Origin of the sequence: Escherichia sp. B1147, assembly GCF_001660175.1 — a bacterium.
Lineage (GTDB): Bacteria > Pseudomonadota > Gammaproteobacteria > Enterobacterales > Enterobacteriaceae > Escherichia > Escherichia whittamii.
On the sequence record NZ_LFHY01000025.1, the window covers coordinates 31,063 to 48,483 of the forward strand.

Annotated in this window: 20 protein-coding genes; 13 read left to right on the forward strand and 7 right to left on the reverse strand. The window is 54.2% G+C overall.

The window, feature by feature from the left end; genetic code table 11:
- The gene (locus A9180_RS21120; protein ID WP_064530451.1) at positions 1-417 is read left to right on the forward strand and encodes an adenylyltransferase/cytidyltransferase family protein; all 417 of its coding nucleotides are present in this window, start codon (positions 1-3) and stop codon (positions 415-417) included.
- Here the strand turns inward: A9180_RS21120 and A9180_RS24845 are convergent.
- From A9180_RS24845 to flgA, 7 genes are all read right to left on the reverse strand, one after another.
- Positions 399-923 carry a hypothetical protein gene (locus tag A9180_RS24845; protein ID WP_064530452.1) on the reverse strand — a complete coding sequence of 175 codons (525 nt, stop codon included), beginning with the start codon at positions 921-923 and terminating at the stop codon, positions 399-401. The genes A9180_RS21120 and A9180_RS24845 overlap by 19 nt on opposite strands.
- Complete coding sequence (locus A9180_RS21130; RefSeq protein ID WP_064530453.1) at positions 916-1,737, reverse strand: hypothetical protein; 822 nt, start codon at positions 1,735-1,737, stop codon at positions 916-918. The genes A9180_RS24845 and A9180_RS21130 overlap by 8 nt, the downstream gene beginning before the upstream one ends.
- Before the next feature lie 320 nt (positions 1,738-2,057).
- Entirely contained in the window at positions 2,058-4,511 is a 2,454-nt protein-coding gene (locus A9180_RS21135; protein WP_064530454.1) for a glycosyltransferase, read from the reverse strand.
- A 107-nt stretch (positions 4,512-4,618) separates the two neighbouring features.
- Entirely contained in the window at positions 4,619-5,548 is a 930-nt protein-coding gene (locus A9180_RS21140; protein WP_064530455.1) for a hypothetical protein, read from the reverse strand.
- A 127-nt stretch (positions 5,549-5,675) separates the two neighbouring features.
- A complete protein-coding gene (gene flgN, locus A9180_RS21145) occupies positions 5,676-6,104 on the reverse strand; it encodes a flagellar protein FlgN (RefSeq protein ID WP_064530456.1) in 429 nt (142 codons plus the stop codon).
- A gap of 12 nt (positions 6,105-6,116) precedes the next feature.
- Positions 6,117-6,395 (reverse strand): flagellar biosynthesis anti-sigma factor FlgM, encoded by a 279-nt coding sequence (gene flgM / locus A9180_RS21150; RefSeq protein WP_064530457.1) that lies wholly within the window; start codon positions 6,393-6,395, stop codon positions 6,117-6,119.
- Between the two features lie 80 nt (positions 6,396-6,475).
- Entirely contained in the window at positions 6,476-7,213 is a 738-nt protein-coding gene (flgA, locus tag A9180_RS21155; RefSeq protein WP_064530458.1) for a flagellar basal body P-ring formation chaperone FlgA, read from the reverse strand.
- Positions 7,214-7,294: 81 nt separating this feature from the next.
- On the opposite strand from flgA, the gene A9180_RS21160 reads away from it, so the two are divergent.
- The 12 genes from A9180_RS21160 (at position 7,295) to A9180_RS21215 (ending at position 17,408) form a co-directional block, all read left to right on the forward strand.
- Positions 7,295-7,630 carry a flagellar basal body protein gene (locus tag A9180_RS21160; protein ID WP_000512950.1) on the forward strand — a complete coding sequence of 112 codons (336 nt, stop codon included), beginning with the start codon at positions 7,295-7,297 and terminating at the stop codon, positions 7,628-7,630.
- A 2-nt stretch (positions 7,631-7,632) separates the two neighbouring features.
- Positions 7,633-8,064, forward strand: coding sequence for a flagellar basal body rod protein FlgC (flgC, locus tag A9180_RS21165; RefSeq protein ID WP_000010949.1), 432 nt, complete (start codon positions 7,633-7,635; stop codon positions 8,062-8,064).
- Complete coding sequence (locus tag A9180_RS21170) at positions 8,064-8,777, forward strand: flagellar hook capping FlgD N-terminal domain-containing protein (protein WP_064530459.1); 714 nt, start codon at positions 8,064-8,066, stop codon at positions 8,775-8,777. The genes flgC and A9180_RS21170 overlap by 1 nt, the downstream gene beginning before the upstream one ends.
- A 143-nt stretch (positions 8,778-8,920) precedes the next feature.
- Positions 8,921-10,123, forward strand: a complete 1,203-nt coding sequence (gene flgE / locus A9180_RS21175; RefSeq protein WP_064530460.1) for a flagellar hook protein FlgE — start codon at positions 8,921-8,923, stop codon at positions 10,121-10,123.
- Positions 10,123-10,860: a flagellar basal body rod protein FlgF gene (locus tag A9180_RS21180; RefSeq protein ID WP_064530461.1), complete on the forward strand. Its 738-nt coding sequence runs from the start codon at positions 10,123-10,125 to the stop codon at positions 10,858-10,860. The genes flgE and A9180_RS21180 overlap by 1 nt, the downstream gene beginning before the upstream one ends.
- A gap of 78 nt (positions 10,861-10,938) precedes the next feature.
- Entirely contained in the window at positions 10,939-11,724 is a 786-nt protein-coding gene (flgG, locus tag A9180_RS21185) for a flagellar basal-body rod protein FlgG (protein WP_000990541.1), read from the forward strand.
- A 204-nt stretch (positions 11,725-11,928) separates the two neighbouring features.
- Complete coding sequence (gene flgH, locus A9180_RS21190) at positions 11,929-12,594, forward strand: flagellar basal body L-ring protein FlgH (protein ID WP_000800871.1); 666 nt, start codon at positions 11,929-11,931, stop codon at positions 12,592-12,594.
- Between the two features lie 14 nt (positions 12,595-12,608).
- Complete coding sequence (locus A9180_RS21195) at positions 12,609-13,709, forward strand: flagellar basal body P-ring protein FlgI (protein ID WP_064530462.1); 1,101 nt, start codon at positions 12,609-12,611, stop codon at positions 13,707-13,709.
- Positions 13,709-14,008 carry a rod-binding protein gene (locus A9180_RS21200; protein ID WP_000867178.1) on the forward strand — a complete coding sequence of 100 codons (300 nt, stop codon included), beginning with the start codon at positions 13,709-13,711 and terminating at the stop codon, positions 14,006-14,008. Before A9180_RS21195 ends, A9180_RS21200 begins: the two co-directional genes overlap by 1 nt.
- 85 nt (positions 14,009-14,093) lie before the next feature.
- Positions 14,094-15,470: a flagellar hook-associated protein FlgK gene (gene flgK / locus A9180_RS21205; protein ID WP_064530463.1), complete on the forward strand. Its 1,377-nt coding sequence runs from the start codon at positions 14,094-14,096 to the stop codon at positions 15,468-15,470.
- A 14-nt stretch (positions 15,471-15,484) separates the two neighbouring features.
- Positions 15,485-16,414, forward strand: coding sequence for a flagellar hook-associated protein FlgL (flgL, locus tag A9180_RS21210; protein ID WP_064530464.1), 930 nt, complete (start codon positions 15,485-15,487; stop codon positions 16,412-16,414).
- A 16-nt stretch (positions 16,415-16,430) separates the two neighbouring features.
- Positions 16,431-17,408, forward strand: coding sequence for a hypothetical protein (locus A9180_RS21215; RefSeq protein ID WP_064530465.1), 978 nt, complete (start codon positions 16,431-16,433; stop codon positions 17,406-17,408).
- Positions 17,409-17,421: the final 13 nt, after the last annotated feature.

Below are 17,421 nucleotides of genomic sequence, written 5' to 3' on the forward strand. Positions count from 1 at the left end.
ATGAAAACGGTTATCACCTTCGGTACCTTCGATGTGTTTCATGTCGGTCATCTGCGCCTTTTGCAACGCGCCCGCACGCTGGGCGAGCAACTGCTGGTCGGCGTATCGTCAGATGCCCTGAATATCGCCAAAAAGGGCAGAGCGCCGGTTTACCAGCAGGATGACCGCATGGCGATTATCGCTGGGCTGGCGTGCGTGGATGGCGTATTTCTGGAGGAATCGCTGGAAAAAAAAGCGGAGTATCTGCGGGGGTACGGTGCAGATATTTTAGTGATGGGCGATGACTGGGCAGGGAAGTTCGATAGCTTCGCGTATATTTGTGAGGTGGTGTATTTCCCCCGCACGCCGTCGGTGTCGACGACGGGGATTATTGAGGTGATTCGGGGGAGGGGAGGTCGTTATTTATTTCCGAAATAATTAAAAAAATACCCATTATATTTATTGATTTCTTTCTGTTGCACCCCATTAATTTTGAGGTAATCATCTTTGTTTTTTGTCAAGCCTATCTCAATAAAATTCTGTTTCTTCAAAAAATCAACTCTACACTTGTAGTATCTAATAATATCTCCTTTGCTTTGCGAAGCCTCAAAAATATTAGCATCATGAATATTACCGAGTTTTTGGTTTAAATAAAATGCATCTGTTACAAGGTCGTTGACTTTATTTTTATATGAGAAATAGAAACTTGCCCCTCCCATGTCATTACTTTCAGCGACATCCTGGATTTCACCATTAAAAATTATAGTCTGGGTTTTAGCGATGCGAACAAGTTTTGTGTTTTTTTCATAAGTAACCATATTGATGATCATGTGCTTAAGAATGCTTTCATCACCATAGACTTCAAAGACAGGTGTTTGTTTACCACAGCTAATACATACAAATGAAATGATCATAATAAAAAGTCGATATTGTTTATTAATCATCTGATATATTTTTCCTGTGATCATTAAAAACGCTTTGATCAGAAGTTAAACATAGCTCACCATTTTTGTAACATTGCATGGGTAATGCTCTGAGTGGATTTTTTTTATCAGGAAATATAGCATCCCATCCTTCACCTTCTTGAGTTGCAACCATATATGTAAAGTCGAAAGACCATCCAACATTTAATGTCCTTGATATTGATGTTTCTCTTATGTCTGGATAGATAGAAGGGTAGGTGCTTTCTGTTTGCCCCCATACCTTCACATTTTTATAATTATCTAATTTTGATAATTTACTGGCAAAACCAGCACCTGATTTCTCGCCATTAAAGCTGGTTCGGCAACCATACATTATGAACATTGAATCGGTTGTCCAATTGAAATTTATAGAGTCCCAGCCATTTTTTATGTTCATCTGTTGAGGGAAGTCTGGTACTGAAGGGGTGTTAGTTGTCAATTTAGTCGTTGGACCATCGATTTCTCCCGCATGAGAGAATAAGCTAATTTCTTTTACTTTTGCTTTGCTTTCCCCACCATTCTGACTAATTCTGTTCGCTACTATTCCTTTTATTTGATCGAAGCGACTGATTGCAGTGTAATAAACTGGTTGTGTTTCTTTTTTATATGTCTTTGACTTTGTAATATTGAAGTAACGCGTCATGCAAGCTTCTTCAAAAAAAGAACGTCGACTATCATTTGGCTCATCAACCCAAAATAATAGAAACAATTCCTTTGGGCGAGATATTTTTTGAGTGATAATGTTGTTTTGTTTCTGGCTTGTTGTACCGGAAGTTACTTTTTTATCATAAGTCATGTTATCGTTTATGCTCTATCAATTTTAGATAAATGTTAAATTACGCAGTAATTGTTATAGTGTGTAACCTATATTTATGATAAGCAATATGTTTAGCAAGATTCAGGTTTTTTTCAGAATTCATAAAGATCGCGCCCCCACAATCTACGACTTTTACCGATTAATCAGTCTTAAAGATATATGATTTTTAATCAGAGGGTAGATAAGTGCGCTGTTCGTGCCGGATGCGGCGTGAACGCCTTATCCGGCCTGGAAATCCTCACAAATTCAATATATTGCAGGGGCCACGTAGGCCTGATAAGCGAAGCGCATCAGGCAGTTTAACTCAGTGCCTTAACAATCACCATCGCCGCCCGTTCTCCGGCCTTGCCATCCATAAACGCATCGCAATAGTGATGGCGAATCTCCGTAAGCCCCGCCTGCACCGCATCCCAGTCAAACGCCTCTGACAACAAGTAACGCAACTCTGCCATATCATGAGCAACCGGCAATATTTCGCGGATTTGCTGATCGGCGCTTTCAGGAGTGGAGTAGCTTTTCTCGCCGTCGAGCAATGCATTCATGCCCGGAAAGTCGAGCAAGATCACCCGCTTATCAACATGGATAGCATCGAATATAAAACCGCTGTTATCGGTGAGCACGTAATCGGCCTTTGCCAGTAGCGCCAGCGTGTGCTGCGCGGAGTCGGTACGTTGCTTTAAATGCCTGCGGGCCAGTGCCAGTGAGACCGCTTCTTCCAGGCGCGAGCAGGTGCCATGGTGCAGTTTGCAAATCAGGTTCACATCGCCACTTAAGCGCCCTAATTTTTCTGCCCAATGGGGCAGGGAGCTTAATGCGCCAAACGTGGGGGCGTAGAGCACCGTAGGTTTACGGCAATCTGGTTGGATATTTTCCGGCAGAGCGCGGTCGAATGTGCCGTTATGCCAGGCATCGAAGCGCGGGTTACCGACCACCTTCGCGCTGCCATACTGCGCCAGCGCCCGCTGGCTGTAATGGCTGTAACACAAAATGTGCTGATAAAAGCGGTTCCATTCGGCATGGTTCCACGCTTCTTTTGCCAGGCCGTACATGGCGCGGACGTTCACAGGTGCAAGGCCATTAAGCGCGGGCGTGTGGTAAGGGCTGACCAGGCATTTTATTCGCTGACCGCGCGTCAGCATTTCTGACAGACGCATACCTTTAAGGTGTGGATCATCGATGCGCTTCAGCGTCGCCTGCATCTCATCAAGAAACGGTTGATAAGTGCGGTCATTAACCAGCAGCGTGCAGTGTTGCCCTTGCGCCTGAAGCGCGGTGATGATGGGGCGGTAAAGCGCGTAATGGAAGGAGGTTTCCATAAAGAAGCTGATGGTATCGGTAATCGGTGAGGCAGACGGTTTTTTGCTTACCGGTGACTGATTGATTTTATTGAAATAGTGACCAATGTTGTCGGTCTCTTTTTGCTCAATATCACTATAGCCTGCGCGTTGATAACAAATACTGGGGTAACACGCCAGCCATTTGTCGGCGCGCAGCAGCGGCTGCCAGCAGGCTTCCAGCGATTCGTCGTTGTTGCACATCTGCTGCGCCAGTTGCGGGTAGTAGCGGCTGTTCACCAGATAAGCGCATACTTTGCGGCAATCGCGTGCGTGCACCATACCCGGCAAGCTTTTCAGCACGGTTCCTTGCTGTATTTCGCCGCCGAGGAGTATCACTTGCCACGGAATTTTCGCCATGCTGGCAAGCAGCGTGTTCAGTACCCGAATATGTTTTTCCTGTTTGAGGATGAGCGCATCATCTTCCAGTAGCAGATAGTTTTGCCAGCCATGCTGTTGTGCCAGGCGCAGCGCCTGTAAGTGCGACTGATGGCGGCCCCGCTGGCCGTCTTCATTTTCGCAGGCGCTAAGGCGGGTGATCTTCCCGGCAGGAATGCGCAACTGTGCCAGTTCATCGCGGATTTGTTGCAGGCGATCGGCGCGTTTATCGAGGTTAATGATCACCACCTGATCGATAGCCTGATGGTTTATCGGTTGTTGATGCGTGGCGTTATGCAAACTCAGATACTGATTTCTCAACAGCGGATCGGTGACTTTCTCCGTGAGCGGCGTGCTGACTGGCGCACAGGTTCTCAGCACAAAATCTTTATCGAACGTGTTCTGGCTGTGCGAGATACAAAGGATAGTGCGTTCTCCGGGCAGTTGTAGTGGATTCACGCGGAAGTTATCTGTGAAGCTTTTCTCTTCGCCGAGATTACAATTATCGTCGTAACGGTGCTTTTTCAGGTAGTTACGGTGATAGCAAAAGGTGCCGTTGAGGATGTTGCGCGGGCCAAAACTGCGGCTTTTAAAGATGCGGTTGATATGGCTGTACCAGATGGGGATCTGATCGGAACCGGAGATGAGCGCCCGGTGCTTTTGCATCATGGCGATGGTGTACGAGATTTTATCTGCCGGGTAGTAGTCATCATCGTCCATACACAGAATGTATTCGCCTGTCGCCAGTTCGTTGAGCATATTGCGTTTTTTGCCCAGCGGCAGTTTTTCCGGATGGTGAAAATAGCGGATGTTAAAGGCTTCCGGCGTGCCATTGGTCAGGCGGTCAATGATGTGCTGGTGACTTTGTGGGGAGTCGTCGAGGATCACCAGTTCGCGGCGGTCTGCCGGATAATCCTGATAGCGGTACATGTAAAGCAGGTACGGCAGGAATGCGCCACGGTTCCAGGTTGGTGTGACGACGCTGACGAACGGTTTTTCGCGGTGGGTGGCGAGTGTTTTGATAATGGTTGGTGTTGGCATGGTGTCTGGGTGAGTTAATGGATGAATGTGATGGGTAAGGGGGAATCGGTGCACGATTTGCCCTCACCCTCTCCCCGGAGGGGCGAGGGGACCGATCGAGTGCGGCTTCACGTAAGCAGCGAAAACGCTGACAGCAGCGGGTCGGCGGCACATAACGACTGAATTCGCTGGCGAATCAGCTGTGCATTTTCGCTGGCCCGCCAGCGTTCAAACATGGCAAAGAGAGCAAAAATATCCTCCTGTCGCAGCGGCGAACCATCCAGCGTCCACAAACTGATTAACGTGCGGATGAGATAAAAATCGCAAACCAGCGGGCAATAGTCCGCGCCGTCTGCCTGCCCAATCACATCGTGGTAAACCCGGTAGATCAGGTAATTACGTAAAATCCAGGGGGAGGCTGTGAAATGTTGCTGCCAGGTCGTTTGCCACTGCGCCTGAAGCTGCTGTTGTAACAAGGCTTCACTGTTGGCGTCATGCAGCGTCAGCAAGGTAACCTGCAACGGCAGCGAGGCTTTGCGTGGGCTTTCCGGCAGAAGCGACCAGTCAAACGCAAAACTCCCGAGCAGCGTCACCAGTTGGCGCGCCAGCTGTGGCACGGGGGGGAGCTGGGCGAACTGTGCCTGTAGCGTGCCTTTTTGGGCATGAGCGGCCAGCGCCTGTGGCAGCGTCGTCAAACGGGCAAGAATGTCGCCGTCTCTGCCTGGCATTTTGCTGGCGCGGGAGAGCAGGATCCCGACGGCATACAGTGAAAGCTCTGGTGTTAAATCGGGTAGCGTAAAGGTGCTCAAAATTATCTGGTTTACTATTGCATCGCGCGCGGAAAGCTCTGCGGCATTTTCTTCCTCAGGGCGGTAGGTGAGCTGTAATTCAAAGGCCCTGGCATCGTTGAGCACCGCTTCGCAGCTGGCAATATCGGTCAATGCCAGGCTCTGGCGAATCTCGTTTTTCCACACCTTGCGGACGTATAAAGGCGAACCGGGATGTTGCGTCATAAAATTGCGCACATATTCCGGTTCGTAACATTCAATAAAACTCATAGGTGGCTTCCAGTCTTTATTACTAAGCAGGATTTGCAATAAGCGTGCCGGGATTTTTGTTAATCAAAAACAAAGAATTAGGAATGAGGCGGAAAATCCGTTTCCGCTATGGGGGAAGGTATTGCTGTTATTCCTGATACAGAAAATCCGCTTCGCCGCCTAAAAAAGACTGAATAAATTCATACTGGCGAATCAACAGCTCGCCGTTTTTGTCGTTATAGGCTTTGCAGCGTTCCGCTTTTTGCTCAAGGCGTTGCCACAACTGCTGTGCAGCCGCTTTTTGAACCGCCGGAAGCCAGGCAAACACCTGCGCCAGACCGTCACGATTTACGCTGACACCCAGCAGTTGCAGCAGGCTGTGTCGCTGATGGCTATGGCTGTGTAAGTGCTCATAGTGATGCGTTATCTCATCATTTACCGACAGCAGCTCTTCGCTTGCGCGGCGAATCATGCAGATCCGCTGACGCTGAAGCAGTTCGCGCAGGGAATCATACCGCGCGTCGTCGTCGCGAATGCCATTCAGCAGCGCCTTCACCTGTTGTAACCGGATACTCACTTCATCGGCCTCTTAGTTCTGGAAAAAACTCAGCATATCGCTGGCTAACTGTTCGGTGTCTACTTGCAGACTGCCGGAGGCCAGCATCGCCTGCATTTGCGCCACTTTGTCGCTGTCGATATCGCTCTCTTGCTGGTCGTTCAGCGTTTGCTGGGCAGACTGTAATCCCGCCTGGGTAATGTCGTCGGCGCTTAGGGGCGTGGTGGTAGTCGCCGTGCTTTTGCGCGGCTGGCTGGAGCCTGCCGCAGTTGCTGTCGGGCGATTGCCAGGCATAGTCGGGGTGATTTTCATCGCAACCTCGTCTCTGTTTGAAGGTGTGTTACTCCTGTAAAGCGGTGAATGTGGGGCAAAACTTTAATCGCCTGCACAAATTACTCCGCACTTACTGTCGTCACCACGCCGCTTTCCGCCACCCTCGCGCTGATAACCCGCTGGCTGCTGGCGTTACGCACTTTCACCATTTCCCCTTTGCGTCCATTTTTCAGCGCCACGCCGGGCATCGAGGCGGTGATCCCCGCGTTCTGGTAAACAATCATCACTGGCTGCTCGCGCTCGACCAGCACAGGCGAAACCAGTTCTTCTTTGGTAAGCGGTCTGCCCGGTTGCAGCGCGTGTTTACTGCTTAAACCAATCGCTTCATCAAGATCCATCAACACATCACGACGCTGGGCGCTAACGTTGTAAGGCTTCAGTTCCACATCATTCGCCGTGAGCGGCGTATCGCGGGCAATCAGTGACTTCGCCATCACCACCGGCACTCGCACATCCGGGCGCACCGCCACGTTCATCTGCCAGCTTTGCGGGCAACTGACGGTGAAGTTCATTCGGTTGAGGGCGATGTTCGCAGGCGAAGTCAGCGTGACGGCGGGTGTCGTCGCACAGGGTGCAGCGGTCGCAATCTGCGACGGAATGTAGACCTTAAAGGTGTAGCGATAATCATGCCACTGCCGCTGTTGCGCCAGCGATTCAATTTTTTGGCTCGCGGCATTCAGCACCTGGGCGTTGACTTGTTCCCGCGCGCTATGTTGCACGGGATGGACGGCGGCGTAGCCCGGTAAGGCCAGCGCGAGGAGGAAGAACATCTTCCGCCTGCAAAATTGAAAACTCATAAACCCTTTCTCATCAGTCACTTAAAAAATGGCACGGTAATTGCCTAGCGTATGCGGATTGAAGCAGGAGTGACGCAAGAAATGGGGATCAGTTTTCAGCAGGCATTGGGAGTGCATCCGCAGGCAGTGAAGTTACGTCTTGAGAGGACCGAGCTACTGACTGCGAATCTGGCGAATGTCGATACGCCAAATTTCAAGGCTAAAGATATTGATTTTGCCAGGGAGATGCAACGGGCAAATAACGCTGCGGTGGATGTCCAGTACCGCGTGCCGATGCAGCCTTCGGAAGATGGCAACACCGTGGAACTGAACAGCGAACAGGCGCGGTTTTCACAAAATAGTATGGATTATCAAAGCAGTCTGACCTTTCTGAATCTGCAAATCAGCGGTATCAGAGAGGCCATTGAAGGGAAATAAGCATGTCATTTACTGATATCTATCAGATTTCTGGCTCGGCGATGACGGCGCAAACGCTGCGCCTGAATACCGTCGCCAGTAACCTGGCGAATGCCAATGCGCCCGCCAGCAGCGAGGCGCAGGCGTATAAAGCGCGCAGTCCGGTGTTTGCGGCGGTGTATCACCACAGTTTGCTGGCGGGTACACATCGTCATGCCATTGACGGCGCCAGCGTACAGGTGCAGGACGTGCTGCAAACCGGCGGGGCGGTGAAACGCTATGAACCGCATTCGCCGCTCGCCGATGCCAACGGTGATGTCTGGTATCCCGACGTCAACGTGGTGGAACAGATGGCGGACATGATGTCGGCCTCGCGCGATTTTGAAACCAACGTCGATGTGCTCAACAACGTGAAAAGTATGCAGCAAAGCCTGCTGAAACTGGGAGAAGCCTGATGAATACCCTGGCGCTGAATGCGCAATCGCCGCAGCCGACCGCTACGGCGGAAAGCAATAATGTGGCGGCCAGCGACACGCAAAGCAGCAGCGATAGCTCGCCCGTCGATACTTTCCTGACGCTGTTTGTCGCTGAGATCCAAAACCAGGACCCGACTGACCCGACCGACGCCACCGAATATATCGATCAGCTTTCGTCGATGGCGCAGGTGGCGATGATGGAAGAGATGAGCGTGCAGGCCAACACCAACGCGGTGCTGATGAGCAACATTCAGGTGATGGCGCTCGGCAACCTGGTAGGCGACGACATTATGGTGCAGACCACCGCCTTGCAGGTGAGCGACCAGACCATTAACGGTCGCGCTACGCTGGACGATGCCTGTACCACCGCCGATCTCCACTTTACCGATGCCGCAGGCGATGACTACACCGTCTCGCTGATCCCGCAAGGGAGCTCTTCGGTCGGGCCAGGTCAGGTCGATTTCTCGGTGGATCCCGCCGATTACGGCATCCCGCCCGGCGATTACGACGTTTCGGTGGTGACCAACACCGGGGAAGAAGAGGTGCCGATTGAAGTCTCCGGCGAAGTGGAAGATGTGCGCATCCCGCTCGACGGCAGCTCTCCGGTGCTCAACGTTGCAGGTGTGGGGGAAGTGCCGTTCACCATGATTAGCCAGTTTGGCGTACCCGATGCCGACAGTGATGTGGCGTGATGACCGGTGCCAAATTGCCTGATGCGCTTCGCTTATCAGGCCTACATGAATCTGCATGGTTTTGTAGGCCGGATAAGGCGTTCACGCCGCATCCGGCAAAACAACGGGCACGCTGTCAAAATTTGAATTAACAGGACGAAACAATGAGTTATGAAATTGCCGCAACGGGGCTGAATGCCGTTAACGAACAGCTGGACGGGATCAGTAACAACATCGCCAACGCCGGAACGGTGGGCTATAAGTCGATGACCACCCAGTTTTCAGCCATGTATGCCGGAAGCCAGGCGATGGGCGTCAGCGTGGCGGGCACCGCGCAAAGTATTTCGCGCGGCGGTTCGCTGGTCTCTACCGGAAACGCCCTTGATTTGGCGATTAATGACGACGGTTTTTTTGTGATGTGCGACAGCGCGGGCAATATTTCTTACACCCGCGCAGGCTCGTTTGAAACTGACAAAAACGGCTATATCGTCAATGCGTCGGGCGCCTATTTGCAGGGTTATCCGGTGGATGACAGCGGCACCCTGCAAACCGGTACCGTCACGGACATTCAGATCAAAACTGGCAATATTCCGGCGCAGGCCAGCAGCGACCTGACCTTTACCGCTAACTTTGATGCCAGCGATACGGCTATCGATCGTACCACCGTACCGTTCGACCCGACCAACAGCAGCTCCTATACCGATAGCTACACCACCACGGTGTATGACGCGTTAGGTAACGAGCACTCGGTTTGCCAGTATTTTACTAAAACCAGCGATAACACCTGGGAAGTGCAGTACACCTTTGATGGTCAGCAGCAGGCAGGCGTTCCGGCAACTACCTTAAGCTTCGATCCGAATACCGGGAAACTGACCTCGCCCACCTCGCCGCAGACCATTGAGTTTCAGACCAGCGGCAGTGCGCCTATCGATCTCACCGTCGATTACACGACCTGTACGCAATACGGTTCTGAATTTTCGGTCACCACCAACGTCGCCAACGGCTACGCCTCCGCGACTCAGAACGGCGTGCAGGTCGATGACGATGGCAAAGTGTACGCCACCTACAGCAACGGCGAGCGCATGTTACAGGGGCAGGTAGTGCTGGCGACGTTCCCCAACGATGACGGCCTGCAAGCGGTGAGCGGCACCGCGTGGGTACAAACCGGGGAATCAGGCACGCCGCTGATTGGCGTTCCCGGTTCCGGCACCTGCGGCACGCTCACGTCCGGCGCGCTTGAAAGCTCCAACGTCGATATCACCAGCGAACTGGTCAACCTGATGACCGCCCAGCGTAACTATCAGGCCAACACCAAAGTTATCGCCACCAGCACGCAGCTCGATGACGCGCTGTTCCAGGCAATGTAATGGATCGCCTGATTTATACCGCCCTGAGCGGGGCTTCGCAGATCTTGTACGAGCAGCAAATTAGCGCCAACAACCTGGCGAACGTCAATACCAACGGTTTTCGTGCCGACATGGCAATGGCAACCAACGACAAGGTGAAAGGCGGCGGCTTCGACACGCGCTATATGGCGCAGGAAGGGGCCAGCGGCGTGAACGACAGCACGGGCGTTGCGGAGAAAACCGAACGCCCGCTGGACGTGGCGATTCAGGGCGTGGGTTACATCGCGGTGCAGGATAAAAACGGCAACGAAGTCTATACCCGCAACGGCAACATTCAGCAGGATGACCAGGGGCAACTGACCATCGACGGCAATCTGGTGCTCGGGGATAACGGGCCGATCATTCTGCCACCGAACGCGATTGCCTCGTTTGGCAGCGACGGCACGCTCTCGGTGACGCCCGATGACGGCGACGTGACCGCGACGATGGATATCGACCGCCTGAAGCTGGTGGATATTCCGGTTGCTGACCTGGCGAAAAACGGTGAAGGGATGCTGATAACGGCAGACGGCGTTCCGGCTCAGCGCGATGAAAACATCAAAGTTAGCGGCGGTTTTCTGGAGGGCAGCAACGTCTCAGCGGTGAGCGAGATGATGTCGTCCATCGCCATGAACCGCCAGTTTGAAGCGCAGATCAAAATGATGAAAACCGCCGAAGATATCAGCGACGCGGGCAACCGCTTATTGCGCGGCTCGTAACCGCACATCGTAGGCCGGATAAGGCGTTCACGCCGCATCCGGCAACCGCGGCCCAAAAACAACACGGAATTTACCACCATGAACGCAGCATTATGGATCAGCAAAACCGGCCTCTCGGCGCAGGATGCTGAAATGAGCGCGATTGCCAACAACATCGCCAACGTTAACACCACTGGCTTCAAGCGCGACCGGGTGATGTTTCAGGATCTGTTCTACCAGACCCAGGAAGCGCCGGGCGCGATGCTTGACCAGAACAACATTATGCCGACCGGGCTGCAATTCGGTAGCGGCGTGCGCATTGTCGGTACGCAGAAAACCTTCACTGAAGGCAACGTCGAAACCACCGACAACGCCATGAATGTCGCCATTATGGGGCAGGGCTTTTTGCAGGTGCAAAAAGCCAACGGCGATATCGCCTACACCCGCGACGGCAACTTACAGGTGAACGCCGATGGCGTGCTGACCAACTCGCAGGGCTTGCCGTTGCAGCCTGAAATCGACGTTCCGGCGGGGGCGACCAGCGTCGCGTTTGGTGAGGATGGCACGGTGACGGCGATCTTACCCGGCGACAGCGATGCGACCGAGCTGGGGCAACTGACGCTGGTGAACTTCGCTAACCCGGCGGGGCTTTCCGCTGAGGGTGACAACCTTTATCTGGAAACCGCCGCCAGCGGTCAGCCGACCGAAGGCGTGCCGGGCGAAGATGGGCTTGGCACCTTGCAGGACAACGCGCTGGAAGGCTCAAACGTGGATATCGTCAACGAAATGGTGGCGATGATTACGGTGCAACGCGCGTACGAGATGAACGCCAAAATGGTGTCGGCGGCGGACGATATGTTGCAGTACATCAGTCAGACGCTGTAAGGCGAAATGTCGGATGCGACGCTGACGCCCTTCCAGGCACGATAAACGAGTGGACGGCGCATATGAGTTTGGTTGATTAACTGTTAATAAACCGTCCACACGCGCATCAGGCAATGTGCGCACGCTTGTTGTCGGATGCGACGCTGACGCGTCTTATCCGACCTACAAGAGCAGATAACTCATTGTATTTTAAACAGGCAGAACGTGAAAAATTATCTCTGGCTGGTGGCGCTGCTTCCACTCCTTAGCGGGTGTGAATCGCAGGCTATTCTGGTCAAAAAAGACGACGCATACTTTGCGCCACCTACCACCGAAGCGCCGCCTCCGGCAGACGGGCGTGCCGGAGGCGTATTTGAAACGGGCTACAACTGGTCGCTAACCGCCGATCGGCGGGCTTATCGTGTGGGCGATATCCTGACGGTGATCCTCGAAGAATCGACCCAGTCGAGCAAACAGGCGAAAACCAACTTCGGCAAAAGCAACACCGTCGATATCGGCGCGCCGACGATTTTTGGTCACACCAAAGATAAGCTTTCCGGCTCCATCGACGCCAATCGCGACTTTGACGGCAGCGCCACTTCCCAGCAGCAGAACAGCCTGCGCGGGGAGATCACCGTTTCCGTTCATGCGGTGCAGCCCAACGGCATCCTGGAAATTCGCGGCGAGAAATGGCTCACCCTCAACCAGGGCGATGAGTACATCCGTTTAAGCGGCCTGGTGCGCGCCGACGATATCCAGAATGACAACTCGGTTTCCTCTCAGCGGATTGCTGACGCCCGCATCTCCTATGCCGGACGCGGCGCGTTAAGCGACGCCAACGCCGCAGGCTGGCTGACGCGGCTGTTTAACCATCCTCTGTTCCCGATTTAATGCCGGAGAGTGCAATGCAAAAATGGATTAAAACGGTGGTGGTAGCCGTAAGCCTGACGCTGCCCGGCGTGGCGCTGGCGCAATCGCTGGAGTCGCTGGTCAACGTACAGGGCGTGCGGGAAAACCAACTGGTCGGCTATAGCCTGGTGGTCGGCCTTGACGGCACTGGCGATAAAAATCAGGTCAAATTCACCAACCAGACCATCACCAATATGCTGCGCCAGTTTGGCGTGCAACTGCCGAATAAAATTGACCCGAAGGTGAAAAACGTCGCCGCGGTGGCGGTGAGCGCTACGCTGCCGCCGATGTACTCGCGCGGGCAAACCATCGACGTTACCGTCTCGTCGATTGGAGATGCCAAAAGTATTCGCGGCGGCACTTTGCTGCTGACCCAACTGCACGGCGCAGATGGCGAAGTTTACGCGCTGGCGCAGGGTAGCGTGGTGGTGGGCGGGATGAATGCCACCGGGGCCAGCGGCTCAAGCGTAACGGTTAATACGCCGACCGCCGGGTTAATTCCCAACGGCGCGACGGTGGAGCGCGAGATCCCCAGCGATTTTCAGATGGGCGACACCATCACGCTCAACCTGAAACGCCCATCGTTTAAAGATGCCAACAATATTGCGGCGGCGATCAATGCCTCGTTTGGCGGCATTGCCACCGCGCAGAGTTCCACCAACGTTACCGTGCGCGCGCCCACCAGCCCCGGCGCGCGGGTGGCGTTTATGTCGCAACTGGACGATGTACAAGTGCAGGCGGAGAAAATCCGCGCCCGCGTGGTGTTTAACTCGCGCACTGGCACGGTGGTGATGGGCGATGGCATCGCGCTGCATGCGGCGGCGGTGTCGCACGGCAGTCTTACCGTCTCGATTAGCGAAACCAGCAACGTCAGCCAGCCGAATGCCTTTGCGGGCGGGCGCACGGCGGTGACGCCGCAAAGCAATATCGCGGTGAATCATGCGCGCCCTGGCGTGGTGAGTTTGCCGGAGTCGAGCAGCCTGAAAACGCTGGTCAATGCGTTGAACAGCCTGGGCGCAACGCCGGACGACATTATGTCGATTTTGCAGGCGCTGCATGAGGCGGGCGCGCTGGATGCCGACCTGGAGGTGATCTGATGAAAGTTAACGCCAGCGGTGGGATTGACGGCAGCGACGCGTTAATGGGGCCGAAGGTTCAGGCCAATGACATCAAGCAGGCCGCGGAACAGTTTGAGGCGATTTTTTTACGCAACATGCTGAAAGAGATGCGAAAAACCAACGAGTTGTTCGATTCGAAAGATAACCCGTTTAACAGCGATTCGGTGCGCATGATGCAGGGGTTTTATGACGATGAGTTGTGTAACACCCTGGCGCAGCAGCACGGGATTGGGATCGCGGCGATGATTGTGAAGCAGTTGTCGCCCAAGGGGAAATGAGGTGCGCGCTTTGCCCCTCACCCATTTAAGAATCCCCAACCTAACGCCGCTTTTAACCGGCACGATTTACCGGTAAGGACCCAACATGGACATGATTAACATCGGCTACAGCGGCGCATCAACCGCGCAGGTGGAGCTGAACGTCACGGCGCAAAACACCGCCAACGCCATGACCACGGGCTATACCCGCCAGGTGGCGGAGATCAGCACCATCGGCGCCAGCGGCGGTTCGCCGAACAGCGCCGGTAACGGCGTACAGGTGGACAGCATTCGCCGCGTCTCCAACCAGTATCAGGTGAATCAGGTGTGGTATGCCGCCAGCGATTACGGCTATTACAGCACCCAGCAGGGGTATCTTAGCCAACTGGAAGCAGTACTGAGCGACGACAACAGCAGCCTGAGCGGCGGTTTCGATAACTTCTTCGCCGCCCTTAACGAAGCCACCACCAGCCCCGATGATTCTGCCCTGCGCCAGCAGGTGATCAGCGAAGCCGGGGCGCTGTCGTTGCGTATCGACAACACGCTGGATTACATCGACTCGCAAAGTACGGAAATCATCAGCCAGCAGCAGGCGATGGTGTCGCAAATCAACACGCTAACCAGCGGCATCGCCAGCTATAACCAGCAAATCGCCCAGGCCGAAGCCAACGGCGATAACGCCTCCGCTCTGTATGACGCGCGCGATCAGATGGTGGAAGAACTGAGCGGAATGATGGATGTGCAGGTCAGTATCGACGACCAGGGCAACTACAACGTTACCCTGCAAAACGGCCAGCCGCTGGTGAGCGGGCAGCAGAGTTCGACCATCGCGCTGGAAACCAACGCCGATGGCACGCCGTCCATGTCGCTGACCTTTGCCGGAACTACCTCGACCATGACCACCGATACAGGCGGTTCATTAGGCGCATTGTTCGACTATCAAAACGACGTGCTGACGCCGCTGACCGACACCATCAACAGCATGGCGTCGCAGTTTGCCGATGCGGTCAATAACCAGCTGGCGCAGGGTTACGATCTCAACGGTAATCCCGGCGAGCCGCTGTTTATTTATGACGCCAGCAACGCCGATGGCCCGCTGACCGTCAACCCGGATATCACTGCCGATGAGCTGGCGTTCTCCAGTTCGCCAGACGAAAGCGGTAACAGCGACAACCTGCAGGCACTGATCAACATCTCCACCGAACCGCTGGAAATCGACAATCTTGGCAGCGTGACGGTCGGGCAGGCGTGCTCGTCAATCATCAGCAATATCGGCATTTACAGTCAGCAAAATCAGACGGAAGTCGATGCTGCGTCCAATGTCTATTCAGAAGCGCAAAATCAGCAGAGTAGCGTCAGCGGTGTCAGCATGGACGAAGAAGCGGTGAACCTGATCACCTATCAACAAATTTATGAAGCCAATCTGAAAGTCATTTCCGCCGGCGCCGAGATTTTCGATTCGGTGCTGGAAATGTGCAGCTAAGCGGGAGCGCGAGAATGCGAGTAACCACCCAACAAACCTACGTCTCGATGACGCAAAGTTTTAATAATCTCTCCGGCGATCTGGCGCACGTGGTCGAGCAGATGGCAACCGGCAAGCAGATTTTGCAGCCGTCGGATGACCCGATCGCCGCCACGCGCATCACCCAGTTGAACCGCCAGCAGTCGGCGATTGAGCAGTATCAGAGCAATATCGACTCCGCGTCGGCGGGCTTAAGCCAGCAGGAGTCGATTCTCGATGGCGTCAACAACAGCCTGCTGGCGGTGCGCGACGACCTGCTGGAAGCGGCGAACGGCACCAATACTGCCGATTCGCTCGCAAGCCTCGGGCAGGATATTGAGTCGCTGACCGAATCGATGGTCGCGGCGCTCAATTATCAGGATGAAGACGGTCATTACGTGTTTGGCGGCACCATCAACGATCAGCCGCCGATTGTGGCGGTGGACGATGACGGTGATGGCGTTACCGACAGCTACAGTTATCAGGGCAACAGCGATCACCGCCAGACCACCGTGTCGAACGGCGTGGAAGTGGATACCAACGTGGCGGCGAGCGATTTTTTCGGCAGCAATTTAGACGTGCTCAACACCCTGAATTCCCTGTCGCAGGAGTTGCAAAACCCGGATGTTGACCCGGCAGATCCACAAGTGCAGAGCGATATTCAGAACGCCGTTGATGTGGTGGATACCGCCTCGGACGACCTCAACGCCTCGATTGCATCGCTCGGTGAGACGCAAAACACCATGTCGATGCTGAGCGATGCGCAGACCGATATCTCTACCTCTAATGATGAGTTGATTGGTTCATTGCAGGATCTCGATTACGGCCCGGCGTCAATCACCTTTACCGGACTGGAAGTGGCAATGGAAGCTACCCTCAAGACTTACTCGAAAGTGAGTGAGTTGAATTTGTTCAGCGTTCTCTAACTCTTTCAGGAACAGTATGCAGGTCGGACTTACTTCTTCGTCACTCGCTACCGGCGGCGCGCATAGTGCTGCGGTATCGTCGTCAACCGTTGCGCCCACTCAGGCGGTGCGGCAAAAACTCCCGGCGACGGCGAGTGAATATCCGGCCTCGCCGCTGATTGCCACTCGCCCGCAGCGTTACAGTGTGCAGCTTAACGATCAGCTCACCACCTTGCAGCAGGCGGTGAGCTATCTCGGGCAACTGGAGCAGCAGTTGCTCGATTATCGTCATAGCCAGCGTAAGGGCGGGCAGGCGCAGAGTTCAGCGCTGATGCAGATGCTGGACAAACGCACCGCGCTTTCCGGCGGTGCGGTGGACCGCCAGCTGCAGCCAGTGTTGCAGGGGGAAGCGCGGGTGACCTTTCACTCGCCGGATCTGGTGAATCTCGTACACAATCCCACGCCTGGAACGCGGATGTTCAGCGTCTCTGACGGACGGCAGACCCAGCTTTCGGCGGTCATGTTGTCTGAGGATGACAGTCCCGGACAGTACCAGACACGGCTGAATAACGCCCTGCGCCGCGTAGGGGTGCAGATACATCAGCAAGCGGACGGTATAAGTTTCTCCTCCACCGAAAAACAGTGGCCCAACATCGAACGTACCTTAAGCGTGCGCACCGATGGCGATAAGTTGGCGTTTACACCGCTACAAACATTTGCCGAACCGTCGCAGGTCGACCGTTTAGTACAAAGTTTGCAACAGGGTGGGGCGGGGATTTCTCAGACTTTAGAAAGAATTAGTCAGCAACGTGCGCAAATGGCGGTGCAGCAGGAAAAAGCACGGCAGTTGATCGACGGCATGTCCCGCTTCCCGCAAACGGAAAACGCGGTGCAGGCGTCGGAAAACCTCGGCGGTGTGCTCAATAGCGCCAATCATAATTATCAGGTGTTATTACAGGCGGTGAACGGTCAGGCGCGAATTTCCAGCCAGACTGTGAGGAGTTTATTGGGGTAATTATCTGTAGGCC